The organism is Halobacteriovorax sp. JY17, from assembly GCF_002753895.1.
In the GTDB taxonomy this organism is placed as follows: Bacteria; Bdellovibrionota; Bacteriovoracia; order Bacteriovoracales; family Bacteriovoracaceae; genus Halobacteriovorax.
This window is the reverse complement of sequence record NZ_NJER01000001.1, coordinates 308077-334600: the sequence shown is the minus strand read 5'-3', so window position 1 is coordinate 334600 and position 26524 is coordinate 308077. Positions and strand designations below refer to the sequence as shown.

The following is a 26524-nucleotide window of genomic DNA, read 5'->3' as shown; positions in this document are numbered from 1 at the left end:
TTAATTAAAGGTCAATTCCAAAGACTTCTGGAAGTAATCTATTCTCTAGGTTGTCAGCTGTTGTTCCTAGCTTCTTAGCGATATCTTCGATAAGAACTTCTTTAACTTCTGGGTTATTAGCCGCTTCGTTAAACTTAGCAAAACTTGCACCTGTTACTTTCTCAATATCACTTACTAGTGCTAACTCGTCTTCTTGAGTTAATTTTTCGCCATTTGATCTATCGATCATTTTCTCAACCTTACTTCCAAGAGTTACAAGAGAAAGTGAAGTTTTCATATCAATTGAGTAAGCAAAAGATACATCTGCTGCTTTTTTGAAGAATGCTTCTCCTTCTTTGTCAGATGCCATTAGAGAAACATCTGTTGTCTCTTCTGCATCTTCATAAAGGTAATCTGAATCAAATCCACGGTAGTAGTCTTCACCCCATGCATCAGTATACTCATAATCAACGATTTCATAATCATCACCGTAACCATCACCGATTAGGCCATTATAAAAATCATGATCACTTTCAATATCTCTAAACTCATCCGCTAGACTATAGTTTGAAGAGTAGTAATCATAATAAGTAATTGTTCTAATATATTGTAGAGAAACAGCTACATACTCACCATATTCAGCATCGTAAATAACAAACCAATCTTCACCATCATGAGAGCTTCTAACTGTATCCCACTCATCTTTTACTAATTCATTGTCGTTATAACCATCAACATCATTTAAAGAGTTAACAAAGCTTTGTGCTGAAATATAAGGACTATTCTTTGCACCGTAAGTAGAAGTGCTTCCGCCACCTCCGCCGCCACCGCCACCGCCTCCTCCTCCGCCACAGCTGGCGAGAACAGTAAGAGCTGTAAGTGCTAATAGTGATTTCTTCGTTGATTCTAATAGTGTACGCTTCATTATTTCTCCCTCTTCTTTATAAATATTGCTTTGTTAATTCCAAAGCAATTAAACTTACTTTTTTTTATTTAGTCTTGTACCCAGCATGTCGCTAGATGTTAAGATTGATTTTCATTCATTGAAAATTTTTCATTTAAAATTGATATTGCATTTAACATGCCAAGAATTAGAAGAGATTTTGGTGCTTAACTGACACTTTTACTTGGTTAGAATGTCATTAAGCACCTTGCGACGCAAAAGAAAGGTCCTAATTGTCCCTGTTATTTAGAAGGAGTGGCCCACCAACATGGCGAAACTCTTCATCTGATAAATTATTTATATCATAACCGCTTAAATGATATGTAATGAGTGCTTTGAAGTACTCATTGATTTGATGAACTTGATTTAGACCAAATGAAGAAGTGAATTCATCAATCTTAGTAGTAAGCTCTAAAGGGCTTGCCATCACATTTTTAGAGAAGTTCTTAAGTTCAGTAACGCTTAGACCAATTTTTCCAGACTCTCCGTCTAAGACAACCCCGTTAGCGAAATTGATAAAGGTACTTAATAGGAGGGCTTCAAAGTCAATATCGGAAACTCCAAAGTTTAAATAGTAATCATCCATTATCTTTCCAGAATTTTCTAATTCCTTAAAAGTTGTAAAAAATCCTTTTGCAAATGGAAGAAGACCGACCATTAAAGAGATATCTCCCTGAACTGATAGGAGATTCTCAAATGAATTCACATTAACTTTCTTATTATCTACTTTATTAGAAATAAACATTGGAGGCTCGCTGAAGATTTCATCCAAAATATTCCCTAACACCTCCCCTAAGAAAGTTTCATTTTCAGAATTAAAATCTGTCGAGGCGAGGGCCTTCTTCACTCTCTTTTGCTCAAAGAGAATAAGCGAATGACCAATATTAAAAACCTCTACAAAATCAAAAGAATTAAAAAGACCTTGCTCATTAAACTTTTCAATCCCTTCAGTCTTTGTAAATTCTCTAAGGTAACTAAAACCTAATTGAAGATTATTTAAAGTCTTCTTACCTATTCTTGTCATGGCAAGTGCGCCGTCTTTAAGAGCATCTTCTATCGTTAAGCTAGAATTAATTAAGCGTGTAAAGTTAAATTGAAGATAGGATAATCTCTCCTTAGAATCAATTTTAGCAATCTCTTCGCTTAAGTCATCAACCTGATCTTTAAAAGCAATAAGAGCATTCTTATCAAGACATTGATTGCGACTCTCTAAATCTAACTCAGGAGTAGTCGACTCTTTCTTATTAAGAAATAAATTAATATGAGAAAGACTTGGGAAAGGATTACAAAGTTCTAGTGCATCATAGTAATCCACAAATCCAAGATCGTTGAGTCTATGTTTTTTAAAGCGGTACTCTTCTTCCTGCATAGATAAGAAGCCTTCAGCAATAACTTTAAATAAGAATTGATAAGCTCCCTCTACTCCGTGTTCAGTATAAAGATCTGCAATAAATTGTCTGACTTCAGGAATATAAGGATAATCTTCCTCAAACTCAAAGAGGAGTAAATTATCTTCTGTTAGGAAATAGTAATCATGATCAGGATACTCTGGATCTTCAACATCGAAAGTCCACATACTCATCCTTCCTTTTAAGAAGAGCGAGAATTCTGCACTATTTAAAAATTCACTTTTAATTGTATCGTCAGTACATTTTGAATAGACATCAATCCAAAAAGAAAAAGAGTCTGGATCAATATCATCCTTTCTCCAAAGATCTAAATCTAAGAAAACTTGTCTCTGCTTTGGACTGAATTTCTCAAGAGCGTTCGCCACTGTTTCAGTTGGTAGTGATTTAATCGCAACATATAAAGGTTGAACCGGAAGATTAGAGAGGTCTTGCCCCGCTTCTATATAACTTTCAATAATATCAAAAGAAGTATAAGACTCAGCTTCTTTTAAAATATTTGTAATTAGGTTAGAACCATTCTTACTCATTTATTCTCCAACATATTAGATTTAGGCGGTTTTATAACAGAGATTGTCACCCATGGCCATGAGTTCTTATCCTTCCTTCTAGACTTCCCCAAGGAAAGTATTGGTAAATTTGATTTTCTACGATTCTTCCCTCATTTGGAGGAATTTCTATAAACCCACTACTAAACACAAGTTTTGAGAAATCTCCTGAGTTATTGCCGGTAGACGGTGTAGCGAAGATTATCCCCTCACAAATATTTAAAGAAACGGGAATAAAGTGAGTAAAATTCGATCCAATTTCCCAATCAGAAGAGGCCTTGACTTCAAAGGAGGTTTTGAGTCTCTTATCAACAAATTTCTCTAATAAAGGAATAATATGTCTTCTTGTATTTACAAGTGAGGAGACAGGATTTCCAGGAAGGCCAAAGATAACTTGCTCACTTTCACCAACGCCAAACCATAGGGGTTTTCCTGGTCTCTGCCTTACATGATGAAAGACTTCTCTCACTCCTAAAGACTTTAAGCTTTCGGGAATAAAATCATACTTCCCCTTTGAAACTCCCCCCGAAATAATAATAATTTTATACGAAGAGAGAATACTTGTAAGTCCCTCTAGAACTTCCTTTTCGTCATCATTGAAATGAAAGAGATTCACAGTTGCTCTAGGAAAGAAAGAAAGTATTTCTGCGCGAATGGCATGGGGATTTGATTTATAAATTTGATGATCAAGAACTTCCTTTCCCCCATCAATCAATTCGTCGCCAGTACTAATAACTGCAATATTCTTTAACTCGAGAATCTTTACCGTTTCTCTTCCAATAGAACTTAAGAGAGAAATAATTGTTGAATTTATAGAGGCTCCCTTCTCTAGAAGCTTATCTCCTTTTAGATAGTCGATTCCTTCACAGTGAATAAATTGACCGAGCTTTGGAGTGTAGTCCTTTGAAAGAAAACTAAAGCTCTCTCCACTTCCTACAACCTCTTCGTAGGGAATCACACAATCACAGCCCACAGGAACAGGAGCTCCAGTCATAACCTCAATACAATGAGTTTTATTCTCTAAAGTAAGTCTTTCAAAGCCGGCCCTGGCGATACTTTCTCTTTGAAACTTCTTTTGAGAAAAAGATGAATGAGAGATGGCAATTCCATCCATCATTGATCTATCAAAGGGAGGTTGATTTCGATTAGCAAAAATATCTTCCGCCAGAAAAAGTCCTGTCGCTTCTTCAATACTAACTTCACTAATAGCAAAGACTTCACTTGAAATTTTCGTTGATTGAATAAGCTCATGAGCTTCTTGTGCCGAGATCATTTCTACTCCGAAAGAAATTTAGTCAAACAAAAGAGCTATCTTACTCCATAATCTCACTCTTTCAAGAACACAAGAGTCACTAAAAGCTATTTAAACTCCCGAAATAGCGTTCAAAAAATGACTAATACTAGAATTTATAACTAATAAACCTGATACAGATCATACTTAATAAACTAATCTATGTTAGATTAACCCTATGCTCTAATTTAAATGAGGAAAATTGGTATGAAAACGCCAACAAAGTGTGAAAACTGCCCTTCAAATTCTAATGGAATTTTCTGTGAACTAAGCAGTCTTGAGCACGAAGATGTTGATAAGCATAAAGTCATAAATAAGTATAAGAAAGGACAAACTCTCTTTGTTCAAGGCAATCATCCATTTGGTATCTTTTGCATTTCAAAAGGAAATATAAAAGTAACCAAAGTCGGTGCTGATGGAAAAGAATCTATCGTTCGACTTTGTCATGGTGGCGATATCTTAGGACATAGATCACTTTTTACAGAAGAGCACTACACTGCAACAGCTACGGCCATTGAGGACTCTGAAGTTTGTTTTATTGATAAGAATTTCATTTTAAAGATGATTAATGAAAAACCATCAGTTTCTTTAAGTATTATTAATAAGCTCTCCACAGATATGGGGAAAGCGGAATCAAAGCTAAGCTCACTTCATCAAAAGAATGTCAGAGAGAGACTGGCTGAACTCCTACTCGTCCTTTCGAACTCCCATGGAGAGAAAATGAGCAATGGTAGCATTCGATTAAACTTAAAGCTTACTAGAGAGGAAATGGCGACGATGATTGGTACGGCCAATGAGACGTTAATTAGATTTATTTCTGAGTTCAAAGAAGAGAATCTCATCGAACAAGATGGAAAAAATATCATTATACTAGATGAAGAAAAGCTCACCGAATGGGCAAAACTTCCTTATTAATACTAGGAAAAAGTATGACCCAGAACATATTCTTATAAGCTAAACTAGAATAGAGTCTACTCATGAATAAGAAAAATGAACTTTTAAAAATTCCGGAGCCGCTGATCGATGTGATCTCAACCATCAGTAGGCCCCTTAAATATTCAAGTTCTTCTAATCTCTTCTACGCAGGCCAAATTCCTATTGTTGCTTATCTTCTTCTAGGTGGCCTTGTACACTTTACAGAAGATGGAAAAGTAACAAATACATTTACCCGCGGAAATATTATTGGACTCAAGGAATTAATGACTAATAAGCCAATAGGTGTAGATGCTCAAATACAGCCAGGAACAGAGGTCTGTTTCATAGATAGAAGTACAATTCTAGGAATTTTGGCCCAAGAAAAGTTAACTCCTTTAAAAGAGTTGGTTAATAATTTGATTAGAGTGGATACTGCGCTTCGGTAAACACTAAGTATTTAATTTTACACTAGACTTAGTCCGAGTTATTTCACATTATATTAGTATATATTATGTAAAATAATAGCTGTTTCCAGGAGGAATCATATGAAAAACGTCGTAATTTGTTGTTCACTAGAAGATGAAAACATTGAACTTCTAAAGGCCCTCAAAGGTAAATCAGCTCTAGAAGATGCTACATTGCACTTTGTTCATATCTTTGAAATTCATGTCTACACCTCAGACTTCTCTCCTTATATTTTTCCTTCAGAGGATAAATATCCAGAGATAGAAGAAGCATCTAAGAAAGTTATGAGAACTGTTGCGGAGAATGTTTGCACTCCATCAGAGCTAGAGAAGTCTCAAATTGAGTGCTACTTTGCTTATAGTCCAAAACAGAAAATCACTGAGTATCTGCAAGATGTAAATGCCGATCTAGTTATTGTCGCTTCAAAGCAAAAGCATGGAATTGAAGGACTCTTCTCAAGCTCTTTCACTGAACACTTAGTAAAGTACTCTCCATGTGATGTACATATTCTAAGAGCAAAAGAAGATCAAAAGTAAATGGAAGCGGGTTCTCTAAACACAAGTATTTCCCCTAGCGAATCCGTTCAATGTCTTCACTGTAATGAGAAAACAGATTTTCCAATCTATAGTGAAGGCAAAGTCTTCTGTTGTCACGGCTGTCAAACAATTCACTTCGCTCTACAGGCCGGTGGTCTGCTAGAGTATTATCAAGTAAGAGAAAGACTAGGGATCTCTAAAAACCTAACTCCTACGACTAAGGCCAAAGTGGACTTTAGTTACATGAATGAGCCTCAATTTAAGAATGAGTTCATTACTTCTGGAGAGAGTTCAAATCATATTAAATTCTATATTGAAGGTATTCACTGTTTGGCCTGTATCTGGTTATTAGAAAAGCTTCCCAGTATAAATGGCGAAGTGATTAGTGCTAGAATTAATTTTAGTAATTCCATTCTCGACTTAACAATTAAAAAAAATTGTAATTTAGAAACTGTAGGAAATCAAATTTCAGACCTAGGCTATAGACCACACGTTATTAAAAGTAATAGTGAGGCTCAGAAGCTACAGCAATCAGAAGAGCATAGTAAATTAATTAAAATAGGTGTAGCAGGAGCCTGTAGTGCAAATATTATGCTCTACTCTATTGCAATTTACGCCGGAGCTGGTGTTGAGTTCTCAGCTCTCTTCGGTTGGGTTAGCTTTATTTTAACACTCCCTGTGATTATTTATAGCGCAACACCATTCTACGAAAATTCATTAGCAGCACTAAAATCTAGAACGCTCAATATAGATATACCTATCTCTTTTGCCATTATTATTGGAACGGTCTTTGGTTTCTACAATCTTCTAATTGGAAGTTCTCACTACTACTTTGACTCTCTTTCCATTCTGGTTTTTCTCTTACTATCTTCGAGATTACTTGTTCAAAAATCAATTCAAAAAGGATTGAATTCCGACGGCCTTGCCACTCTCTTTGAACAAAGTTCTGTAAAGAGATGGAATAGTATAAAGAAAGAGTATGAATCAATTCACACTAAATTCATTCAACTTGGAGATCAGCTTCTCATTGAAGAAGCAAAGACAATTCCCTCTGATGGAATAAATCTAAGTGAGCTCTCTTACTTAAATAATTCACTCATCACAGGAGAGAGTCGTCCTGCAAAAGTGTCTAAAGATGAAAATCTCTTTGCAGGCTCCGTCAATCTTGGAGATAAGATTGAGATGAGAGTTGAAAAGCTCTTTGAAGACTCAACTCTTGGGAAAATAATTAGTGAGGTTGAACAAGGCCCTGAAACAAAACAAAGGATACAATCTGTCACAGATAAGATTAGTCGCTACTTTATAGCTGCTGTTTTTTCAACGTCATTTATGGCCTTCTTCTACTTTCTCTACACTCTAGGAGTAGACCCCGCCATTGAAAGAACATTGGCAATTATTATAGTGTCCTGCCCTTGCGCCCTAGGATTAGCGGCACCTCTCGCCATTGCAAGAGCAATGAATAAGGCCAGAGAAAAAGGGATTATTATAAAGAATGATTCGAGTCTAGAGGATATTGCTAGAATTAAAGATGTCTTCTTTGATAAGACAGGTACTCTCACCGATGGAAATTTTAGTGTTGTTGCCGTGACTAATGAAGCGGCCTTATCCCCTTTTCTAGAGATTATCTACTCTCTAGAGGAGAGATCAAATCACCCTATTGCTCACGCAATTCAGAAATGGACTAAGAAAAGCTCCTTGGTAGACTTCTTAGACTTTCAGGAGATTCCTGGAAGAGGAGTTTCAGGAAAGATAAATGACATGACCTACTCCCTCTTAAAGAGTTCTAATATTAGAGAGGGGAATACTGCGGTCGACTTTCTTATTGACGAAGAAATCATTTCAACAATTCACTTAAGTGATAGTTTGAAAAAAGATTCCTTACCCCTTATTTCTTATTTAAGTAATACTGCTCATAAGTCACATATACTTTCTGGCGATAACTCCCAAACAGTTAAGCAAGTAGCGAGCGCACTTAATATCGAAGAAGCTAATAGCTACTCTAATCAAACACCTGAATCAAAAGCTGATCTCATTTCTCAACATAAACAAAGTATCATGGTTGGCGATGGAGCTAACGATGCGATAGCCATGAAGAAGGCCACTGTCTCAATTGCTGTTTCAGGGGCCATGGATATCGGACTAAGGGCCTCAGACATTTACTTAACTCAAGATCCTCTAAAGAATATGATTTTTCTCATGAAACTAGCAAAATTAACCAATACTTCTATCAAGATTAATCTTATAATATCTCTTATATATAATTTAATTGGTGTAACACTTTCCATACTAGGATTTATAAGTCCATTGGGCGCAGCAATCTTAATGCCCCTTAGCTCTCTTAGTGTGGTAATTGCAACTTTAGTGAAGATAAAAGGATTAGAAAGAGCGTGAATATACTCTACGTACTTATTCCCTTAGCACTTCTACTTGGAATTTTCTTTGTAGTCGCTTTTATCTGGGCAACGAAGAAGGGTCAATTTGACGATCTAGATACACCTGCCGCCAGAATAGTTTTAGATGATGAATATAGAATAAATGATAAACAGGAAGGAAAGAAGAATGAATGAAGTAAAAATGGAGAAGTTCACTTATGATGATGTGCTCCCAAAGCTCTTTGTCTTTGCTACACTCTTATGGGGTTTTGTAGCACTACTACTTGGAGTAACAGTGGCCTTTCAGCTTGCAAGCTGGAAAGTAAATATGGGAATGGAGTGGACTACTTTTGGTAGACTGCGCCCCCTTCATACAAATGCTGCTATTTTCGCTTTTGTTGGAAATGCCATGTTTGCGGGGATTTACTACTCGACACAAAGACTGGTAAAAGCGAGACTCTTTAGCGACTTCCTAGGAAGGGTTCACTTCTGGGGCTGGCAATTAATTATTGTTGCTGCGGCCATCACACTTCCCCTTGGAATTTCTCAGGCGAAAGAATACGCTGAGCTAGAATGGCCTATTGATATAGCCATTGCCGTTGTGTGGGTTATCTTTGCTGTAAACTTCTTTGGAACACTTTATAGAAGAAGAGAGAGACATATCTACGTTTCGCTTTGGTTTTATATTGCAACAATTGTAACTGTTGCACTTCTTCACATTGTAAATGCGATTTCTCTACCAGTAGATTTGATGAAATCCTATCCTGTCTACGCAGGTGTTCAAGATGCCCTCGTCCAGTGGTGGTACGGACATAATGCTGTTGCCTTCTTCCTAACAACACCATTTCTTGGACTCATGTACTACTTTATACCAAAAGCAGTTAATAGACCTGTCTATTCATATAGACTTTCTATTATTCATTACTGGTCATTAGTATTCATTTACATTTGGGCGGGACCTCATCACCTCTTAAACACATCAGTGCCAGACTGGGTACAAACAACGGGAATGGTCTTCTCTATTATGCTATGGATGCCTAGTTGGGGTGGAATGATCAATGGACTTCTCACGCTTAGAGGGGCGTGGGATCAAGTAAGAATTGATCCTGTTTTAAAATTTCTTGCCACTTCTCTAACGTTCTACGGGATGGCCACATTTGAAGGGCCACTACTTGCAATTAAATCTGTAAGTGCCATGGCCCATTATACAGACTGGATCGTAGGACACGTTCACTCTGGAACAATTGGTTGGAACTATATGATGATCTCAGGGATCCTCTACTACCTCGTTCCAAAGATGTACGACACTAAACTTCATTCAGTAAAACTAGCAAACGCTCAGTTCTGGCTCGCAGCAGTTGGACTACTTCTTTATATGATGTCTATGTGGACAGCAGGTATTACTCAATCACTTATGTGGAGTGCAATTGATAGTACTGGAAAACTAGTTTATCCAAACTTTATTGAAACAGTAGTAAGAATCGTTCCTATGTATTGGGTAAGGGCAATTGGAGGCGTACTCGTTCTAGGTGGGTTCATTCTCATGATCTACAACCTATGGATGACAATTAAAAAATCTAAAGGAATTCAAGAGCAAGAGTTCTTAGCACCGTCCATTGCAAATGATCATGAAGAAGAGGGAGCGGCTCCTCACAGAAAGTTAGAGGGATTACCTACTCTCTTTACAGTGCTTTCAATTGTTGCAGTTTCCGTTGGTGGTGCAGTTGAAATTATTCCGTCTCTAATAAGCGATAAATTTGTAGAGAGAGACGCCGAAATAAAACCTTACTCTCCACTAGAATTAATTGGTAGAGACATTTTTATCAAAGAAGGTTGTTACACTTGTCACTCACAACAAGTAAGACCAATGGCCGATGAAGTTCTCCGCTATGGTCCTCCATCACGAGCATCTGAGTCAGTTTACGATAGACCATTCCAGTGGGGTTCTAGAAGGATTGGACCTGATATCGCAAGAGTTGGCGGTAAGTACAACGATATGTGGCACTATAGACATATGCTTAACCCACGAGAAGTGACTCCTAAGTCAATCATGCCTGTCTATCCATGGCTCTTTAAAAAGAAGTATGACCTAAAGTCACTTCCAAAGAAGTTAAAAGTCATGAAAGCACTTGGAGTGCCATACTCTGATGAGCAAATAGCTTCATCAATAGATCATGCCAGTAAGCAGGCTTTTGATATTACCAAAGGGTTAAGCGTTGACGGTGTCGATATGAGTATGCAGTCTAAAGAAATTATTCCACTCATCGCCTATCTACAGAGACTAGGTGTTGACGGAGCTAGAAGTTTAAAACTTAAGAAAGAAGCAGAGGAGAAAGAAAATGATTAAAGAAACATTAATGAATTTTGATTATTCTCTGGCACAAACGATTGTAACAATTCTATTTGTAACACTCTTTGTAGGAATGCTAATTTGGATTAATAGAAAAGGTTCTGATCGTTACTATGAAAAAGCACAGAACCTAGCTCTTGAAGAAGGAGTTAAAAGTGAAAGAAAATAATAAAGATCACTCATCTGAAGAATTACAAGTACTAGAAGGAGAGAGAGAACTTCTCCTAGATCATAACTACGATGGTATCCATGAGCTCAACTACCCTCTTCCAAGCTGGTGGATGAAAACGTGGGCCCTAACAATTGTTTTCAGTATCGCCTATGTGATGTTCTACCACTTTGCAGGGGGACCTAGTTCATCGGAAGAGCTAGCAAGAGATATGGTTAAGATCAATGAGCAAAAGGCCATTGCCGCTGCTGATGTATCAAACTTTGATATTGCTCACTATAACGAATGGAAGACTAAGAACGATGCCACCAAGATCGGCAATGAAGTCTATGAGACTAATTGCTTTAGTTGTCACGCAACTGGTGGTGGTGGAGACATTGGTCCTAACTTAACAGATGGGTATTGGATTCACTTGAAGAGTAGAACTCCAGAAGAGCTCTTTCCATTTATTAGAGATGGATTTGAAGATAAGGGAATGCCTGCATGGGGAGAAATTCTAAGTAAAGAAGAAATCTACGCGGCCATCAACCATATTATGGAGTTAAAAGGGACAACACCACCTAAGTCAAAAGAGCCACAAGGTGAAAAAGTAGAAGAGTAATAAAGGTTAGGACATGGGAAATAATAACCCAAATGAACTACATGAAGAGAGACTAGCAACTACCGATGCAGATGGGCATAGAGTCTATCTCTATCCCGAAGATGTAAAAGGGAAATGGAGAACGAGAAGAACCTGGGTATACTACTCCTTGATTTTTCTCTACCTCTTTCTTCCTTGGATAAATATTGATGGGAAGCAGTCAATTCTCTTAGATATTTCAAAAAGAGAATTTACTTTCTTTGGTATGACTCTATTAGGTCACAACGCTCCTCTACTTTTATTCGTACTACTAGCATTTGTCTTCCTCATTGGTTTTGTGACTAGCATTTGGGGAAGAGTATGGTGTGGCTGGGCCTGTCCGCAAACAGTCTTCATCGATGCTATTTTTAATAAGATTGAATTACTAGTTGAAGGTAATGCCAGAAAAAGAAAGAAGCTCGACGATTCCCCACTTAGTGTAGGCAAAGCGATTAAAAAACTTATTAAGTGGTCTCTATTTATATTTGCTTCCATGCATATCGCCCACTCCTTTATCGGCTACTTTGTCGGAGTAAGATCTCTTGTTCAAATTACTTTGAATTCACCTTTTGACAATATTGCTCTCTTTGGAGCCACCTGGACCGCCGTTGGAATTATCCTCTTTGACTTCGCTTGGTTTAAAGAACAATTCTGTCTCATTGCTTGCCCGTATGGAAGATTTCAATCAGTCATGATGGATGAGAACTCCCTTGTCATTGCCTATGACTATAACCGCGGTGAACCTAGAAGAGAGAAAGGACAAAATAAAGACGAACACGCAGACTGCGTTGATTGCTACGCCTGTGTAAAAGCTTGTCCTACAGGAATTGATATTAGACGGGGAACTCAGCTCGAATGTATCGCTTGTACAAATTGTATTGATGCCTGTGATGAAATCATGCTTAAAGTTGGAAAGCCTGAGGGTCTTATTCGCTTTGAAACTGAACAAGGATTAAAGGGACTTCCTACTAAGAGATTTTCACTCAGAAATATTTCCTACCTCGCTGTAGTTGTCCTTCTCTTTCTTGGTTTCTTCATTCAAATAGAGGGAACTAAAGAACTTGATATAGTAATGCTACGTGGAAGCAAGACTCCCTTTACAATTCTAAATACAGGAAATGATAAATTGGTGGCCAATCACTTTAAAATAAATCTCTCCTATAAAGGCAGTGGCCTAGAGAGTGTTCTTCTAAAGCAGGACAATAAAGATATTAAACTCATCGTTCCTAGAAACCCTGTCGAACTTAAAGAAGTAATGAGTCACACAAATATCTTTTTTAGATTTCCTCCTTCAATTCTTGAAAATGGAACGAAGAAAGTAAATTTAAATTTTATAAATCCTAAGAATAATAAATTGATAAAAGCTGTGGAGGTTCAACTTGTTGGACCAATTAACTAAAATTCAGTCGGCCCTACCGGTCTTTGCTCCTATGCTTGCCTTCATGATTGGACTCACAGGAAGTATCCACTGCATAGGAATGTGTGGTGGACTTGTAATGACAGTTGGCAAAGGAGCTAAGAGCAATGCTGCCTACCAATTTGGAAGACTAAGCGCCTACCTCTTTATGGCCTTTATAGCAATGCTCACTTCAACCCTTATTCAAAAAACTGGAATCACTCACTACATCCCTCTTTTAGGAGGAGTATTTCTAGGCCTTCTCTTTGTTTTCTGGGGAGCACAAAGTATTAGGGGAAAGAAATTTGAAGTTAAACTTCCCCTCTTTATTACTAAATTCTATCAGATACTCTTTAGTAAATTTAACACTAAGGATAGATCGCAAACTCTTCGCGGCTTTTCCATTGGTGCCCTCTCACTCATGCTTCCATGTGGATTTCTCTATGGAGTTCTAATCACTCTCATGACTTTCCAATCTCCACTTGTTGGATTTTTAGGAGTCATAGGTTTTTGGCTCGGAACACTTCCAGCAATGGTCTTTGCTCCGGGCTTGATGATGAAAGTCTTAGGACCAATTCAAAACTTTGCCCCCAAGGCCAGTGGCTTCTTTCTCATCTGCCTAGGAACATCAACTGTAAGTTATCGCCTATGGATGTTCTATTCCACATCCGCCGCGCACTGTCATTAGGAACGTATATGAATAAAATAAAGAAGAAATTAAGCTTTGAAGAAAGAATGTTTGATATAGTCTTCTGGACTTTTCTCGCAGTTCTACCTTTGTTAAGCGCAGGCCTAACACTCTACTTCTCATATAAGTGATTTAGCAGTACTATTTACTCTCACAAGTGAGTAATTATGACTGAAATGACGTATCGAAGACTTGGAAACTCAGGTCTCTTCCTAAGTAGCTTCTCGCTAGGCTCTTGGGTAACTTTTAAAAATCAAGTAAATGTAAAATCAGCAATTGAAATGATGTCCTATGCCTATGATCAAGGGGTCAACTTCTTTGACAACGCCGAAATATACGCGGACGGAGAATCAGAAGAAATAATGGGTGACGCTTTAAAGAAAATGAATTGGTCTCGCGACAGCTACCTCGTATCTTCAAAAGTATTTTGGGGAGGAGAAAAGCCAACCCAGAGAGGACTTTCTAGAAAACACGTTATTGAAGGATGCGACAACGCCCTTAAGAGGTTTAAGCTAGATTACCTAGACCTCTACTATTGTCACCGACCTGATGTAGATACTCCAATTATTGAAACTCTTCGAGCGATGCATACCCTTATCATGCAAGGAAAGATTCTTTACTGGGGAACGAGTGAATGGTCAGCAGAACAAATTACTGAGGCCTACACTCTCGCGGAGAGATATCACCTCACTCCACCGACAGTAGAGCAACCTCAATATAATCTTCTTCACCGTGAAAGAGTGGAAAAAGAATATAGCGGGCTCTATGAGAAATATGGAATGGGTACAACCACTTGGTCTCCATTAAGTTCAGGAATACTCACAGGGAAGTATGGCAACGGAATTCCAGAGGGCTCAAGACTCTCTCTCGATAAGTTTTCATGGCTAAAGGAAATGTACGAAACTCCTGAAGGAAAGATGAAGCTTAAGATTGCTAATGAACTACAAGATCTCGCTGTAAAGAGAGGTATTTCTCTAGCGCAACTCTCTCTCGCTTGGTGTTTAAAGAACCCTAATGTTAGTTCTGTTATTCTAGGAGCATCTAGACTTGAGCAACTTGAAGATAATTTAAAATCTTTAGATGTTTTACATCTATTAGATACAGAATTGATGGAAGAAATTGAGGTCATCACAAATAATAGACCTGAGCCACATATTGATTGGAAGAAGCACTAAATATGAAGAAAGTAGATAGCGAAAATTTCGATACAATTGTTAATACGACAAGGGGGCCATACTTATTAAAGTTTGGCTCAACCACTTGCGGACCTTGCCAAATGATGATTCCAGTCCTTGAAAAACTTGCGGCGGAAAATCCAGACTTTCCTATCTATGATATCGACACACATGAATCTCCCGAACTAGCTGAACATTTTAATATTCGCTCTGTCCCGACTATGTTCTTCTGTGAAGATAGACAAGTGATTATGGATCTAAATGGTCTCACTCCATATAAAGATCTACAATATATTATAGATAATATTAATGATCCTCACTTAAGAGAGTATGGAGAATTTAAAGTAGATAAGAAGAAGGATAACTTCATCCCCTTTCTTATCTTAGGTATTATTGTCTTCGTTCTACTTCTAATTCTTATCTAATGAAGCTTCTTATTTTTGGGGCCACAGGCCTTGTCGGCGGCTCACTATTAGAACAATTAAAGACTGCTCACGAAGTCACCATTGCCGTTAGAGACTCATCAAGAATAAAGGCCGATAACTTTAATATTAGAGTAATTAACTTTAATGACTTTGAAAGCTTTAACCTACAAGAATACGACGGAGTCTATTGTTGTCTTGGAACTACAATCGCAAAGGCCGGTTCCAAAGAGAACTTTAAGAAAGTAGACTTAGAGTTTGTGAATTTATGTTTTCAATACAGTATAAAAACAAAAGCCAATTTCTTCTGTGTCATTAGTGCTCTAGGGGCCAATAGTAAGTCTAGAGTATTTTACAATCGCATAAAGGGAGAGATGGAAGATTCTCTAATAGGAAATCAAAAGGTCATCATCGTTCGACCTTCACTCCTCTTAGGAGATAGAAGTGAATCAAGACCTTTAGAGGGGCTATCCATTGCTCTCACCAGACCTTTCTCAAAGCCCCTGAAGTTTATTTTAGGAAAGTATGCTCCTATTGAAGCAAGCACAGTGGCCAAGAGTATGATTGATCTAAGCTTAACAGGAAGAACTCAAGCTAAGATCGAGTTCTTGATTAAGCTGCCAAGTGGAACTCAGTATTAAGTTTAGAGGCCTTTAAATTATAAAAGAGCGCAATATTCTCATGTCCAAGTTTTTCATAAATATGAAAGAGAACATTATAAATATTTCTATCGTTCATCTCTCTTCCAAGTTTTACTAATTCACTTACCGCCATTGACATATTATCCATAGCAACGTGTATGAGTACTAAGTGTAATCTAGTAAGTAAGCAATCTTCCTTTACGGAAATAGCTTCATCGATATAGTGCTTGGCCAGTCGAATGACTTTTACTTGCTTAGACCTATCAGTTATTTGTAGAGAATTTCGAAAGTAGAAGATTCCCATAGCAAGACTATAGTGCTTTCTATCTTCTCCTGCTTCCTTAAAGTTTTTAAGCGCTAGATCAAACATCTCGTGAGCATCGTGATCCTTAAAACCACAAACCTCATCATGACTATTCATAATTTTAATACCAAGAACGAGGGCCTCTCTAGAGCTTAAGTAGCTCGGATGAATATTCTTCCACTTGTGTGAGATAGAGCTTTCAAGAATAGAGTCGAACTTATTAAAGTCGGACTTTGGAATGAAACCAAAGTACTTTCCAATATTTTCTGTATAGAATTTATTCACTGAATTTTCACGCATAGAATCCCCCACCTAAGCCTATTATGACAACTTAGGAGATGGGCTCAAGACTATTATTTGATAGGGGTTTTAAAGGAAATACGTCTAGGATATGAGGCAGTGATATTAAATCTACTGCCATTTAATTTTGACACTTCCTAATTTCTTCAAGTAATGAAGCATCATTTTCAGAGATAAGAGACTTAACCTTTTCTACAACGAAGCGGCTCTTTCTCATAATATTGACGAGACGGCAAAAGTTTTCACTTCCAGACTTTCTAACAATAGACCACGCGGTTACATCATACTTCGTTCCATAGATCACTTTATAAAGTAGTTCTCTATATTCGAGTTTAACAAATTGTCCTGCTTGCTTTTCTAGCTGTTCACCAATTTCTTTATTATGAATTGAAAAGTCCCAAGTTAGCTGATCTCCAGAACCTAAGTCAATTGTTCCTTCGTATGTTTTTAAAAAGGCACCTTTCTTAGTGATCTTAACCAGAACTCCTGATCTAAAACCTGTTGAATAATTGTAGCTTAATAATCCCCAGCTAATTCCCGCTAAAACTAATACAATTACTGTTACAACTAGAAAGATTTTCTTCTTCATATTTCCTCAAATTTAAAATGTAGCTCTACTATACTAAGCAATTAAAAACTCATGGTAAATAGATCCCTTACATATTATTTAAATAATATTCCTTGCGAAAGAGTGCTAGACAAAAGCACTAAGCTACTTAAATTACGTAATAATAACTCCTCAAAATTTGCTGTTATTAGAAAGTACTTATATAATTAAGCATTATTTACAGCCAATAGGAATTCGAAATGCAAACAACTGAAGTCGCCGCGGCCATTGTCGAAAGTAAAATTCCTATTCTAGGTTTAGCGCTCATCTCTGCTCTAGTTCTTGGGAAATTCTCCAAGAAAATAAAAATACCGAAAGTTACAGGCTTTATCTTTGCTGGTATTATTATTGGTCCAACTGGCTTCAACCTAATGACCACAGAGATTGCCCATAGTGTTCACTTTCTCTCAGATATTGCCATGGGATTAATTCTTTTTAATATTGGAGGAGACTTTGATAGAAACCTTATCCAAAAAATTGGGTGGAAGAATTTCAAAGAAGTTGGTGTCGCGGGTCTCTTCAATCTCCTGATTGTCTTTACACTAACATTTCTAGCTTATTCAAAAATAACAGGAGATATAAAGCTCGCTTTAATTGTTGCAAGTTTTCTCTCCTTTGTGGCCCTCGAATGTGCTCCTCCTACAACACTTCTAGTAATGAAAGAGTATAATGCAAATGGCCCACTTCAAAGATCTATTCTAACCTACCTCGCTCTTGCAACAGTAGTAGCATTAGTTGGAACTCAAGTGATAGAAGTGATTTTAAAGATTTTAAATATTTGGCCAACAGATGCTGGAATCACTCCACTTATGCAACTTGGTCTTCTTGTGTGGTCACTAGTTGGCTCCGTTATTCTAGGATTTATACTAGGATTCTTTCTCTCCTACTGGGAACAGAAAGAAAAGAAGTCTTCAGAATTTCTCATGCTCGTGGGTTCAACAATTCTCTTTGGACAAACTCTTTCCTACTTTTTAAAAACAGATCCACTTATAATATCTACCGTCATAGGCTTTACTGTTGTGAATTCAACCAATTCAGGAAAAGAGATTCATAAAGGCATTAACGAGATGGGCCTATCTATCTATGCTATTTTCTTTGTCCTGGCCGGGGCCCATATAAACCTTAGAGAGTTTACTCCCGCCGTTTTCCTAATGGCAATCGTCTATGTCATCAGTAGAACATTTGCTTTCTATTTTGGCTCGATTCTGACAGGGAAAATTATTACTTCCTTTGCTGATAAGTCTAACTACTTTGGTCTCTCAACTCTCTCACATGCAGGTATTGCTCTCGCGATAGTAAGTAAGATCATGCCAATCGACACAGAGAGCTCTAACCTACTCGTCACAATTATTATGAGTTCAATTTTTGTTTTTGAAATCCTAGGTCCTCTTCTTTTAAAGTATAGCCTCTTTGCTTCTGGGGAAGTTAAAGGTGGAAAAGGAGATGATAAGAATTTCACCAAGAAAACATCAGTGAGTGTTGGCCAGTTGATGGATAACCTACAGGAAAATTTAAATATTAAAAAAGAAGTAAGCGAAGATATTAAAAGAGATATAAAACATTATATAAAAACAGATATTATCTCTGTTAAAGAAAATGCCAGCATAGTGAACGTTCAAAAATTTATTTATCAACATAGTTATCCCTACTACCCTGTTATAAATAAAGAACAGGAATTTCTAGGAGTGATTGATCTTACTCAATTAATGGAACTTTCTAAAGAAGATGAGAACAGCTTTATCACTGCAAAATCGATAATAGCTCAATACCCGACTATTTCAAATGAGTCGAGAATCGAAGAAATTGTCGCAATATTTGAAAATAGCAAATACCATACCCTTCCAGTCACCCACTCATCTAGTGGAAAGCTCCTCGGGTCTATTAGTCAGAAAGATATTATGCAATTAATTACAGAAGAGCGCCCTAAATCAATAATAGAGTAAAAACTCAATTCCATTAAAATTCTATATGGAAATTCCGATAAATAATGAAAGGAATTAATTGTGAGTAAAGAAAAGACAACATCTCTAGAAGAAGTACAAGAAGCTAGTGAACAAAAGCAACAAGAGGCCCCTACTTCCACCAGACATGATCTACAATTTCCAAGACGCTTCTTCCATATGACCATGGGAACTGCTGCTGGGATTATTTACTATAGCTTCTTAAGTCATCAGCTTGCGGTATCTATTCTAGGAACTGCAGCCTGTATTGTTTATATTGTCGAACAAATCAGAATAAATTATCCAGAGTATGCTGCGACATTTAAAATTGTAAATAAGTACTTACTTCGGGCCGAAGAGCAACTGAAAGAATCAGCAGGAATGCCTTTTGTGATGGGTCTTCTATTGACTCTTCTAAGTTTTCCAAAAGTTGTTGCCCTTTGTGCAATCTTCACTCTAGCAATCGCTGATCCAATGTCTGCAATTATAGGAATTCGCTTCGGGAAGAATAAAATATTTAAGCGTAAAAGTCTTGAAGGTTCAGCAGCATTCTTTATCTCTACATTTTGTATCATAGTATTTGTTTTTAACACGCTCTATCTACATGATTTCTTCATGGTGGCCGTTCTAGGTTTAATTGTTTCGATTGTAATGACAGGATTAGAATTAATTCCACTTAGAATTGATGATAACCTCACCATTCCTATTGCAACGGGACTTATTACTTGGCTATTTGTAACTATTTTAGGAATCCCAATAGTTTAGAGAGAAGACTTTTCTTTGGGTAAATTCGTATCCATGTCTTTGACTTCTCTACACCTGAAGACTTTATTTTCTTTTGATCTTCAAGATTTCTTAGACACTCCATGAGATCATCATAGGTATATTTCTTATGCTCAAGAAGAAAGTCTTCATCAAAGTCTAAGTAGATTTGCTCCAATGTCATAGCATTAAAAAAAGATAATGTTTCTAAGACTTTTTCTTCTAAACTCAATTAATACCTACTCATCTAGTTACTCTTGAACTAATATTGTCCCATGAAAAACGAAACAATGAAATTAGAAATAGAGTTTCCTGCAAACTATCAATTAATAAAGAGAAAATCGAAGAAATTACTTATTTTATTGCACGGATTCGCTCAGAGTAATCAAGCCGTTCTAGAGAAATTTAAAGATGCAGTTAGTGATGAATATGACATTTTCGCTCCTAATGGACCATTTCCGATTCCAAAGATCAGGAAAGATTATATTGAAAGAAGATATGCATGGTACTTCTTTGATCGTCACACTAACACCTATGATATTGACTATAATTTTCCCGCGCAAATGATTAGTAAAATGGTTACGGAACTCGGCTATGAGAGCACTCCTAAAACAATCCTAGGCTATTCTCAGGGCGGATACCTTAGTCCCTTTGCCGCTCTTGAACTAAGAGAAGTTGAATCTATCATAGGCCTTTCTTGTACTTTCAAATGGCAATATCTTCCCGAAAAAATACCTTTTAATATTTACGCAATCCATGGAACCTCCGATGAAATGGTTGATTACAAGAACTCTAGGGAACATTTCGATATTTTAAAAGAGAGAGCAAAAGCTCAAAGTAATTATATTTCACTTCAAAATGAAACTCATGAATTAACGAACTCCTTTGTTGAGAAAGCTATAAATCTACTATAAACAATAAGTTTCCTATCTCTAGCAATAATATGTGGCGAATTTCAGAATAAAACGAGATCAATAAAATTTCACATTTTTTGCCATTTTTGCCTATCTAAAGTATTGATTATAAAGAAAAAAGAATAAAATTATACATTCACAAATTTACTCCATTTCCCATTTTGTTAATCTAACCCTAAGAAAAGGGAACAAAAACTTCTTCGATTTTGTTTGTTGTACGTCCGCTAAAAAAGTATGTAAGCCGTCACAAAATCTCAGAAAAGCCGGAATTGCTAGATCATTATTTCTAAGAGATAGATCTTGCTACCGTTATGGAGACGGTAATGGTTTTAAAAACTTCAAGGATACGAGATACCTTTCTATTACTAACGCTTTTAATTAATCTCACCTCTTGTAATGAACAAGAGTTCTATGAAAAGAAATTTTTAAATGGAGCTGGTGTTGCTGATAACGATATCCCTACAGAGATTGAAATACCTACATCAAATCCAGATAAACCTGTTGTAGATATTCCAACTGCACCAGAAGTTGAAGAGCCGATAGATCCTGTAGTTACAACTCCTACAGAACCTACGGAACCTACGGAACCAACTGATCCTGTTGTAACTGATCCAGCAGAACCAACTGATCCTGTAGTTACTGACCCAACAGATCCTACTGATCCAGTTGTTGTAGTTCCAGAAGTACCTGTGGAACCAGAAGTTCCTGTTGAGCCAACAGATCCTGTAATTTCTCTAAAGTCTGTTGTCGAAAACTTTACTCAGGCCCAAGCAAAAGAAGGAAAAGTTGATATCCTTTGGGTTATTGATGACTCTGGTTCAATGGGAGATGAGCAAAAAGCTCTTGCCTACAATTTCGATGTCTTTATTCATGAATTTCTAGAAAAGAATATAGATTTCAAAATGGCGATTACAACAACTGATGGTTCATCAAACAAGAACGGACGTTCTGTTTGTGATTTCAGAATACTTGATGCTACTGCCGCCAATAGTAATGAAAGTCAATTTGTTAAAGACTTTGCAAGTTGTATTAAAGTTGGAACCCGTGGTTCAGGTAGAGAGCAAGGATTGAAGACTTCTAAATCATTTGTTAATCGTTACGTAGAAAATTGGATGAGAAATGATGCTTACCTTGTAGTTGTCTATGTTTCAGATGAAGAGGATCAGTCAGATAGTACTGTTCAGTCTTATGTAGATAACTTCAAAGAACTCAAGAAGTCATCTGGACTTATTAAACTCTACTCTATCGTTACAAGCAAGAAGACAAGTACACAGTGGGAAACTATTGGGTATCGATATCTTGAAGCAAGTGACAAGACAGGTGGCTTAACTGCTCATATCAAGAATGACTTCTATCAAGTACTAAGAGAAATGGGTGGAAAAATTGTAAATCTAATTGATAGTTTTGCACTTTCCAACAAGCCTTTTGATGACAAAGTAGAAGTAAAAGTAAATGGTTCGGCAATAAGCTCAGGCTACACTTATGACAATCAATCAAGATCTATTAAGTTCGTTGAGGGAAATATTCCAAACGAAGGTTCTAAGATTGAAATAAGCTACGCTGTTCAAACACAGGAGTTCAATTAATGTATTCTTCTAGGGGTAGGACTTTACTATATACAATGATGGCGCTTTCTATGGGAGCGTCATCTCTTAAGGCCATGGCTGACGAGAGCGATCTCTATAAATTCCTTTGGCTTGATCCCGATAAAAAAGTCTATGTATTACAGAATAAGCTTTATAAGAAAAGTAAGACTATCTATGCTCAACTTGGATATGTTTCAAATCTTAGTGGTGAATATCAGGATACAACTGGTATCAACTTCAGATCTGGTTACTATCTTAATGAAGAGTGGGCCATTGAAGGTTTCTACAATAGCTACTCTAATAAGAATAATGATGCTTATGATAACTTACAAAGAATTAATCAAAGTGTTCCATTCATAAGAAGATTAACTTCTTCATATGGATTGATGGGTATCTGGTCTCCATTCTATGGAAAGATCAATACATTTAACAAAATCATTTACTTCGACTGGAGCTTTGGTTTAGGTGTAGCAAAAATTGATACAGAATCAAATAAAGATACAGTATCTGATCCTAATCTATCTTCTACGTTTCAAGCTGAATCTTACACTGGTGCAGTAGCAAAGACAGGACTTAGAATTCATGCTTCTAAGAGATGGTTTATTGGAATTGATCTTCAAAGATCAATGTATAAAGCCCCAGGTCCAGTTATAAATGGAGAAGCCTCGACTACGAAATTAAGAGGAACAACAGACGCAATACTCTCGGTTGGTTTTAGCTTCTAAGGAAATAAAATGAAAATAATTATAGCACTAGTTATACTATTTACATTTTCAGCTAAAGCTCACTTCGGAGTAGCTGAAAAAGTTTACTTTTCAAAAGGAAAAGATAGAAATATTACTATTTTTAATGAACTATTTAAATCTAAGTATTATTTCTCTTCTCTTCCATTTGCGGCGGAACATATTATTGAGGCCGACAAACTTGATAAAGATTTTGAAGAGAAATTGGAAATTCTTGTTCTAAAGTCTGGTACGAACTCGCTAGCAGGTCTTTCAAATAAAGACCTAATTAAGCATAACTCACCGACTTTGCAACTTATCTATGCTCTAAAAATGTTTAGAATGCAGCACTATAAAAATGCAATGACAGTAGCGGAGAGAATTCCTCTAAATAATAGATTTTCTCCTGAAGCTCTCTATGTTGCAGGAACTTCGAGAGAAATTCTTGGAGACATATCGAGAGCAAAGGATAGATTTGATAAGTGTATTAAAGTCTCTAAAGATTTCATGGGGCGAGCAGATAAAGAAAAGCTCAAGAGATACTACACTGTATTAAGTGAGTCTTGTACTATGCATATTGCAAGACTCTACTATAAGCAAAAACAATTTGCCAAGGCCATAGCAACTTACAATGAAATTCCAAAGACATCATATAGATGGCCTTACACATTAATCGAAAAAGCTTGGGCAAACTACTATTTAGAAGACTTCAATAGATCTCTTGGGCTTGTTGTCACGTATAGATCACCTCTTCTATCAAGTTACTTCTTTCCAGAGTCAGAAGTCTTGAATTCATTAAATTATTTCAGACTTTGTCTCTATGACGATAGTCTTGCGACAATTGATCAATATTATAAAGTTTATAAATCTAAGAGTGATGAACTAAAGAATATTGTTCTTCCAAATAAGAACTCTCACACTTACTTTATTAACCTTGTATTTAGCTCTTTAAAAGAAACTGAAAACCTGAATCCATATATTAGAAATCTTGTTACCCAAATAAGAAAGAAAGTAAAATTCAGTGTTGATTTAGTAAGTTTCAAGAAAGCTAAGAATGAACTTAGATACCTTAACAAGAGAAAACAGAGTGAATTTACAAAGTACCTTATTCAGCAAGTAGAAAGATCAATTAGCTGGAGAACTCAACACTTAAATCACTATGTAAAAAAAGAAATGTTCACTTTCATAAATGATATTCATAAGTATAGCTACGAGATGTTCAATATCAAGCTTGAAATCATGTCGAAGAAAAGAGACCTACTTTATAGTAATAAAACTCTTATCTCAAATAGAAGTCGAGGAAGTTTAGAAAATGTAAAAAGAACAATCGATGATGACTTCTGGAACTTTGACGGTGCATTCTGGGCCGATGAATTAGGTGATTACTCTTATGGTCTTAAGTCAAACTGCGCAGCGGTTAAAATAAATAAGAAAGTGAGCAAGAGGTAATGATGAAATATCTAATGATTTTTTTAATAAGTATCTCAACACTTGCTCAAGGAAAGAATGTCATTGTTGAGTATAAGAAATATGAGAGTTTTGACCTCGGGAATTTAGAAGTCAAAGGTCAATTACTCGCTCCAGGAGACCTCTCTGTTAAGGAACGAGACAGAAAAGTTTTTGAAAGAGCGCTCTATGAAAGATTTGACTTTAATACAGAATCAAAGAAAGACATCAGAAATTTGAGATAAGGGGTAGACAATGGAAAATCAAGTGGCTCAGGCCGTAACAGACCAATCATTCTTACAAACCTTAGCAATCTTTATGGATGAGGGTGGGATTTTCATGTGGATTATTCTCGCCACATGGACTTTTGGAATCGCCATCTCATTAGAGAGAATCAAGTCTCTCTTTAGTTATGACATCGATGGCAACTCTCTTATGAATATGATTAAGAAGCACGTTTTAAATAACGATGTGGAAAAAGCTATCCAGAGTTGCTCAAACTCAAAAGCGATATTACCAATGGTTTTAAAGTCAGGATTAAAGAGAGCAAATCAAGATAAGGATCAAATACAAGATGCTGTTGACTCTACAATTTTGGAAGTTACACCTAAAGTTGATAAGAGAATGAGCTACCTTGGTCTTGTTGCAAACGTATCAACACTAATAGGACTTCTAGGAACTATCTACGGTTTGATTGAGTCATTTGCTGCTGTTGCCAATGCCGACCCATCATCAAAAGCGAAACTCCTCGCACTTGGTATTTCTAAGGCCATGAATACCACCGCCTTTGGATTAATCTCTGCGATTAGTATTATGGTTATTCACAATATTCTCTCTAATAAGAGTGAGAAGATCATCGCTGAAATTGAAGAGTACTCTCTTAAATTAGTTGATTTACTGGGGACAAAGAAGAGAAAAATGCCACCAGTACCAAAGAGTACATCTGAAGCAGCTTAATTGATTTTCTAGGGGTAGAAATGAGAACAAGAAAAGAAAAGAAAGAAATACCAAAACTAAACCTTATTCCAATCTTGGATGCGGTATTCATATTTATCTTCTTTTTACTAATGAGTGCTCAATTTGTTGAGATCTATGAAATAGGAAGTGACGCTCCTGCCATTGCAACAATTGACACAGAAAAGAGTGATGAAAAGCCCCTCAATTTAACACTTAAAATTACTAGTTCAACTATTGAAGTAAAAACAGGTGTTGAAGGCTCGGTTCAATCAACAATTACAAAGCTTGGTGAAGATTTTGATCTTGGAAAACTAAAGAAAATACTCATCAATATTAAGTTAGCAAATATTGATGAGAGATCAATTATCATAAGTCCAAATAAGAACGTAAATTACAAAGAAATTGTAAAAATCATGGATTCAGTAACAGGTGTTGGAAAAGAAGTTCCAGAGCTTTCGGCGAAATCAAAGAAAGGAAAAATTGTAAGAACGAAGACTTTATTCGATCAAATCATTTTTGAAACTGTAATCTAGGAATTAGCAATGACTACAAAGAAGAAAAGAAGATCTGTAATTTTAAAGAAGAAGAAAGAGTTAGATATAGATATCACTTCTCTACTTGATATCTTAGTTATTCTTCTCGTTTTCTTACTTAAGAGCTATAACCCGTCAGATCTTAAGCTTGATTTAACAAAGAACCTAGAGCTTCCAGATTCAATTTCCACTCTTCATGGTAATCAATCTGTGACAATTCAAGTCAATAAGAACAGGGCCGTTTTCATCAATAATAAAGAAATCGGTAAAATATCAAAATCTAGCTCAAATATTTCTTTCTTAGAGAAGAAGTTAAAAGAATTAAAAGATCAGGGAGATAAAGAGTTAAAAGAATTTAAGTCTAGAAACCTCTCTTCGGTTGAGCAAGACCTAATAAAGAGTAAGGAAAAGTCAAATAAGCAGATAAATATTGTCCTAGATCAAACTCTCTCATATGCAGATATGCAAAAAGTTATGCATGCAAGTGCAACAGCAGGATTTCCAAAGTTTAAATTTATTGTAAAGGGTGGAAATTAAG

Annotated in this window: 30 protein-coding genes; 24 read left to right on the top strand and 6 right to left on the bottom strand. The window is 36.5% G+C overall.

The window, feature by feature from the left end; genetic code table 11:
* Positions 1-4 precede the first annotated feature (4 nt).
* The 3 genes from CES88_RS01570 to CES88_RS01560 all read right to left on the bottom strand — a co-directional run bounded on the left by CES88_RS01570 (position 5) and on the right by CES88_RS01560 (position 4149).
* Positions 5-904 carry a hypothetical protein gene (locus CES88_RS01570; protein WP_290729982.1) on the bottom strand — a complete coding sequence of 300 codons (900 nt, stop codon included), beginning with the start codon at positions 902-904 and terminating at the stop codon, positions 5-7.
* 247 nt (positions 905-1151) lie between these two features.
* Positions 1152-2858, bottom strand: a complete 1707-nt coding sequence (locus CES88_RS01565) for a DUF6178 family protein (protein ID WP_290729980.1) — start codon at positions 2856-2858, stop codon at positions 1152-1154.
* Between the two features lie 46 nt (positions 2859-2904).
* The gene (locus CES88_RS01560) at positions 2905-4149 is read right to left on the bottom strand and encodes a molybdopterin molybdotransferase MoeA (protein WP_290729979.1); all 1245 of its coding nucleotides are present in this window, start codon (positions 4147-4149) and stop codon (positions 2905-2907) included.
* Between the two features lie 225 nt (positions 4150-4374).
* On the opposite strand from CES88_RS01560, the gene CES88_RS01555 reads away from it, so the two are divergent.
* From CES88_RS01555 to CES88_RS01490, 14 genes are all read left to right on the top strand, one after another.
* Positions 4375-5082 carry a Crp/Fnr family transcriptional regulator gene (locus CES88_RS01555; protein ID WP_290729976.1) on the top strand — a complete coding sequence of 236 codons (708 nt, stop codon included), beginning with the start codon at positions 4375-4377 and terminating at the stop codon, positions 5080-5082.
* Between the two features lie 62 nt (positions 5083-5144).
* Complete coding sequence (locus CES88_RS01550; protein ID WP_290729974.1) at positions 5145-5528, top strand: cyclic nucleotide-binding domain-containing protein; 384 nt, start codon at positions 5145-5147, stop codon at positions 5526-5528.
* Positions 5529-5627: 99 nt separating this feature from the next.
* On the top strand, positions 5628-6083 hold the full coding sequence (locus tag CES88_RS01545) for a universal stress protein (RefSeq protein ID WP_290729973.1): 456 nt from the start codon (positions 5628-5630) through the stop codon (positions 6081-6083).
* Positions 6084-8474 carry a heavy metal translocating P-type ATPase gene (locus tag CES88_RS01540; protein ID WP_290729972.1) on the top strand — a complete coding sequence of 797 codons (2391 nt, stop codon included), beginning with the start codon at positions 6084-6086 and terminating at the stop codon, positions 8472-8474. It abuts the gene before it with no gap.
* Positions 8471-8650: a cbb3-type cytochrome oxidase assembly protein CcoS gene (gene ccoS / locus CES88_RS01535; RefSeq protein WP_290729971.1), complete on the top strand. Its 180-nt coding sequence runs from the start codon at positions 8471-8473 to the stop codon at positions 8648-8650. The genes CES88_RS01540 and ccoS overlap by 4 nt, the downstream gene beginning before the upstream one ends.
* Positions 8643-10802: a cytochrome-c oxidase, cbb3-type subunit I gene (gene ccoN / locus CES88_RS01530; protein WP_290729970.1), complete on the top strand. Its 2160-nt coding sequence runs from the start codon at positions 8643-8645 to the stop codon at positions 10800-10802. Before ccoS ends, ccoN begins: the two co-directional genes overlap by 8 nt.
* Positions 10795-10974 (top strand): cbb3-type cytochrome c oxidase subunit 3, encoded by a 180-nt coding sequence (locus tag CES88_RS01525; protein WP_290729969.1) that lies wholly within the window; start codon positions 10795-10797, stop codon positions 10972-10974. Before ccoN ends, CES88_RS01525 begins: the two co-directional genes overlap by 8 nt.
* Positions 10961-11575: a cbb3-type cytochrome c oxidase N-terminal domain-containing protein gene (locus CES88_RS01520; protein ID WP_290729968.1), complete on the top strand. Its 615-nt coding sequence runs from the start codon at positions 10961-10963 to the stop codon at positions 11573-11575. Before CES88_RS01525 ends, CES88_RS01520 begins: the two co-directional genes overlap by 14 nt.
* Before the next feature lie 13 nt (positions 11576-11588).
* A complete protein-coding gene (gene ccoG, locus CES88_RS01515; RefSeq protein ID WP_290729967.1) occupies positions 11589-12992 on the top strand; it encodes a cytochrome c oxidase accessory protein CcoG in 1404 nt (467 codons plus the stop codon).
* Positions 12976-13677 (top strand): sulfite exporter TauE/SafE family protein, encoded by a 702-nt coding sequence (locus CES88_RS01510; protein WP_290729966.1) that lies wholly within the window; start codon positions 12976-12978, stop codon positions 13675-13677. The genes ccoG and CES88_RS01510 overlap by 17 nt, the downstream gene beginning before the upstream one ends.
* 8 nt (positions 13678-13685) lie before the next feature.
* On the top strand, positions 13686-13808 hold the full coding sequence (locus CES88_RS01505) for a hypothetical protein (protein WP_290729965.1): 123 nt from the start codon (positions 13686-13688) through the stop codon (positions 13806-13808).
* A 45-nt stretch (positions 13809-13853) separates the two neighbouring features.
* Positions 13854-14852, top strand: coding sequence for an aldo/keto reductase (locus CES88_RS01500; protein WP_365992769.1), 999 nt, complete (start codon positions 13854-13856; stop codon positions 14850-14852).
* Between the two features lie 2 nt (positions 14853-14854).
* The gene (locus CES88_RS01495) at positions 14855-15277 is read left to right on the top strand and encodes a thioredoxin family protein (RefSeq protein WP_290729963.1); all 423 of its coding nucleotides are present in this window, start codon (positions 14855-14857) and stop codon (positions 15275-15277) included.
* The gene (locus CES88_RS01490) at positions 15277-15915 is read left to right on the top strand and encodes an NAD(P)H-binding protein (RefSeq protein WP_290729962.1); all 639 of its coding nucleotides are present in this window, start codon (positions 15277-15279) and stop codon (positions 15913-15915) included. Before CES88_RS01495 ends, CES88_RS01490 begins: the two co-directional genes overlap by 1 nt.
* On the opposite strand, the gene CES88_RS01485 is transcribed toward CES88_RS01490, so the two are convergent.
* Positions 15887-16519 (bottom strand): hypothetical protein, encoded by a 633-nt coding sequence (locus tag CES88_RS01485; protein ID WP_290729961.1) that lies wholly within the window; start codon positions 16517-16519, stop codon positions 15887-15889. The two genes, CES88_RS01490 and CES88_RS01485, sit on opposite strands and share 29 nt — an antisense overlap.
* A 121-nt stretch (positions 16520-16640) precedes the next feature.
* Entirely contained in the window at positions 16641-17108 is a 468-nt protein-coding gene (locus CES88_RS01480; protein ID WP_290729960.1) for a hypothetical protein, read from the bottom strand.
* A 218-nt stretch (positions 17109-17326) separates the two neighbouring features.
* On the opposite strand from CES88_RS01480, the gene CES88_RS01475 reads away from it, so the two are divergent.
* Positions 17327-19069 (top strand): cation:proton antiporter, encoded by a 1743-nt coding sequence (locus CES88_RS01475; RefSeq protein WP_290729959.1) that lies wholly within the window; start codon positions 17327-17329, stop codon positions 19067-19069.
* A gap of 60 nt (positions 19070-19129) precedes the next feature.
* Positions 19130-19831 (top strand): diacylglycerol/polyprenol kinase family protein, encoded by a 702-nt coding sequence (locus CES88_RS01470; protein ID WP_290729958.1) that lies wholly within the window; start codon positions 19130-19132, stop codon positions 19829-19831.
* On the opposite strand, the gene CES88_RS01465 is transcribed toward CES88_RS01470, so the two are convergent.
* Positions 19806-20060 (bottom strand): hypothetical protein, encoded by a 255-nt coding sequence (locus CES88_RS01465; RefSeq protein ID WP_290729957.1) that lies wholly within the window; start codon positions 20058-20060, stop codon positions 19806-19808. The two genes, CES88_RS01470 and CES88_RS01465, sit on opposite strands and share 26 nt — an antisense overlap.
* 43 nt (positions 20061-20103) lie before the next feature.
* On the opposite strand from CES88_RS01465, the gene CES88_RS01460 reads away from it, so the two are divergent.
* The 8 genes from CES88_RS01460 (at position 20104) to CES88_RS01425 (ending at position 26523) form a co-directional block, all read left to right on the top strand.
* Positions 20104-20742: a hypothetical protein gene (locus CES88_RS01460; RefSeq protein WP_290729956.1), complete on the top strand. Its 639-nt coding sequence runs from the start codon at positions 20104-20106 to the stop codon at positions 20740-20742.
* 323 nt (positions 20743-21065) lie between these two features.
* Positions 21066-22328: a hypothetical protein gene (locus CES88_RS01455; protein ID WP_290729955.1), complete on the top strand. Its 1263-nt coding sequence runs from the start codon at positions 21066-21068 to the stop codon at positions 22326-22328.
* Complete coding sequence (locus CES88_RS01450) at positions 22328-23053, top strand: outer membrane beta-barrel domain-containing protein (RefSeq protein ID WP_290729953.1); 726 nt, start codon at positions 22328-22330, stop codon at positions 23051-23053. Before CES88_RS01455 ends, CES88_RS01450 begins: the two co-directional genes overlap by 1 nt.
* 9 nt (positions 23054-23062) lie before the next feature.
* A complete protein-coding gene (locus CES88_RS01445) occupies positions 23063-24499 on the top strand; it encodes a hypothetical protein (RefSeq protein WP_290729951.1) in 1437 nt (478 codons plus the stop codon).
* Positions 24499-24741, top strand: a complete 243-nt coding sequence (locus tag CES88_RS01440) for a hypothetical protein (RefSeq protein ID WP_290729949.1) — start codon at positions 24499-24501, stop codon at positions 24739-24741. The genes CES88_RS01445 and CES88_RS01440 overlap by 1 nt, the downstream gene beginning before the upstream one ends.
* A 10-nt stretch (positions 24742-24751) precedes the next feature.
* Complete coding sequence (locus CES88_RS01435) at positions 24752-25453, top strand: MotA/TolQ/ExbB proton channel family protein (protein ID WP_290729947.1); 702 nt, start codon at positions 24752-24754, stop codon at positions 25451-25453.
* 20 nt (positions 25454-25473) lie between these two features.
* A complete protein-coding gene (locus CES88_RS01430) occupies positions 25474-25986 on the top strand; it encodes a biopolymer transporter ExbD (RefSeq protein WP_290729945.1) in 513 nt (170 codons plus the stop codon).
* A 9-nt stretch (positions 25987-25995) separates the two neighbouring features.
* A complete protein-coding gene (locus tag CES88_RS01425; RefSeq protein WP_290729943.1) occupies positions 25996-26523 on the top strand; it encodes a biopolymer transporter ExbD in 528 nt (175 codons plus the stop codon).
* Position 26524: the final 1 nt, after the last annotated feature.

Coding starts and splice junctions, on each gene's coding strand:
- CES88_RS01570 (WP_290729982.1), bottom strand. CDS start 904: ATGAAGCGTACACTATTAGAATCAACGAAGAAATCACTATTAGCACTT.
- CES88_RS01565 (WP_290729980.1), bottom strand. CDS start 2,858: ATGAGTAAGAATGGTTCTAACCTAATTACAAATATTTTAAAAGAAGCT.
- CES88_RS01560 (WP_290729979.1), bottom strand. CDS start 4,149: ATGATCTCGGCACAAGAAGCTCATGAGCTTATTCAATCAACGAAAATT.
- CES88_RS01555 (WP_290729976.1), top strand. CDS start 4,375: ATGAAAACGCCAACAAAGTGTGAAAACTGCCCTTCAAATTCTAATGGA.
- CES88_RS01550 (WP_290729974.1), top strand. CDS start 5,145: ATGAATAAGAAAAATGAACTTTTAAAAATTCCGGAGCCGCTGATCGAT.
- CES88_RS01545 (WP_290729973.1), top strand. CDS start 5,628: ATGAAAAACGTCGTAATTTGTTGTTCACTAGAAGATGAAAACATTGAA.
- CES88_RS01540 (WP_290729972.1), top strand. CDS start 6,084: ATGGAAGCGGGTTCTCTAAACACAAGTATTTCCCCTAGCGAATCCGTT.
- ccoN (WP_290729970.1), top strand. CDS start 8,643: ATGAATGAAGTAAAAATGGAGAAGTTCACTTATGATGATGTGCTCCCA.
- CES88_RS01525 (WP_290729969.1), top strand. CDS start 10,795: ATGATTAAAGAAACATTAATGAATTTTGATTATTCTCTGGCACAAACG.
- ccoG (WP_290729967.1), top strand. CDS start 11,589: ATGGGAAATAATAACCCAAATGAACTACATGAAGAGAGACTAGCAACT.
- CES88_RS01505 (WP_290729965.1), top strand. CDS start 13,686: ATGAATAAAATAAAGAAGAAATTAAGCTTTGAAGAAAGAATGTTTGAT.
- CES88_RS01500 (WP_365992769.1), top strand. CDS start 13,854: ATGACGTATCGAAGACTTGGAAACTCAGGTCTCTTCCTAAGTAGCTTC.
- CES88_RS01495 (WP_290729963.1), top strand. CDS start 14,855: ATGAAGAAAGTAGATAGCGAAAATTTCGATACAATTGTTAATACGACA.
- CES88_RS01490 (WP_290729962.1), top strand. CDS start 15,277: ATGAAGCTTCTTATTTTTGGGGCCACAGGCCTTGTCGGCGGCTCACTA.
- CES88_RS01485 (WP_290729961.1), bottom strand. CDS start 16,519: ATGCGTGAAAATTCAGTGAATAAATTCTATACAGAAAATATTGGAAAG.
- CES88_RS01480 (WP_290729960.1), bottom strand. CDS start 17,108: ATGAAGAAGAAAATCTTTCTAGTTGTAACAGTAATTGTATTAGTTTTA.
- CES88_RS01475 (WP_290729959.1), top strand. CDS start 17,327: ATGCAAACAACTGAAGTCGCCGCGGCCATTGTCGAAAGTAAAATTCCT.
- CES88_RS01460 (WP_290729956.1), top strand. CDS start 20,104: ATGAAAAACGAAACAATGAAATTAGAAATAGAGTTTCCTGCAAACTAT.
- CES88_RS01455 (WP_290729955.1), top strand. CDS start 21,066: ATGGTTTTAAAAACTTCAAGGATACGAGATACCTTTCTATTACTAACG.
- CES88_RS01450 (WP_290729953.1), top strand. CDS start 22,328: ATGTATTCTTCTAGGGGTAGGACTTTACTATATACAATGATGGCGCTT.
- CES88_RS01445 (WP_290729951.1), top strand. CDS start 23,063: ATGAAAATAATTATAGCACTAGTTATACTATTTACATTTTCAGCTAAA.
- CES88_RS01440 (WP_290729949.1), top strand. CDS start 24,499: ATGATGAAATATCTAATGATTTTTTTAATAAGTATCTCAACACTTGCT.
- CES88_RS01435 (WP_290729947.1), top strand. CDS start 24,752: ATGGAAAATCAAGTGGCTCAGGCCGTAACAGACCAATCATTCTTACAA.
- CES88_RS01430 (WP_290729945.1), top strand. CDS start 25,474: ATGAGAACAAGAAAAGAAAAGAAAGAAATACCAAAACTAAACCTTATT.
- CES88_RS01425 (WP_290729943.1), top strand. CDS start 25,996: ATGACTACAAAGAAGAAAAGAAGATCTGTAATTTTAAAGAAGAAGAAA.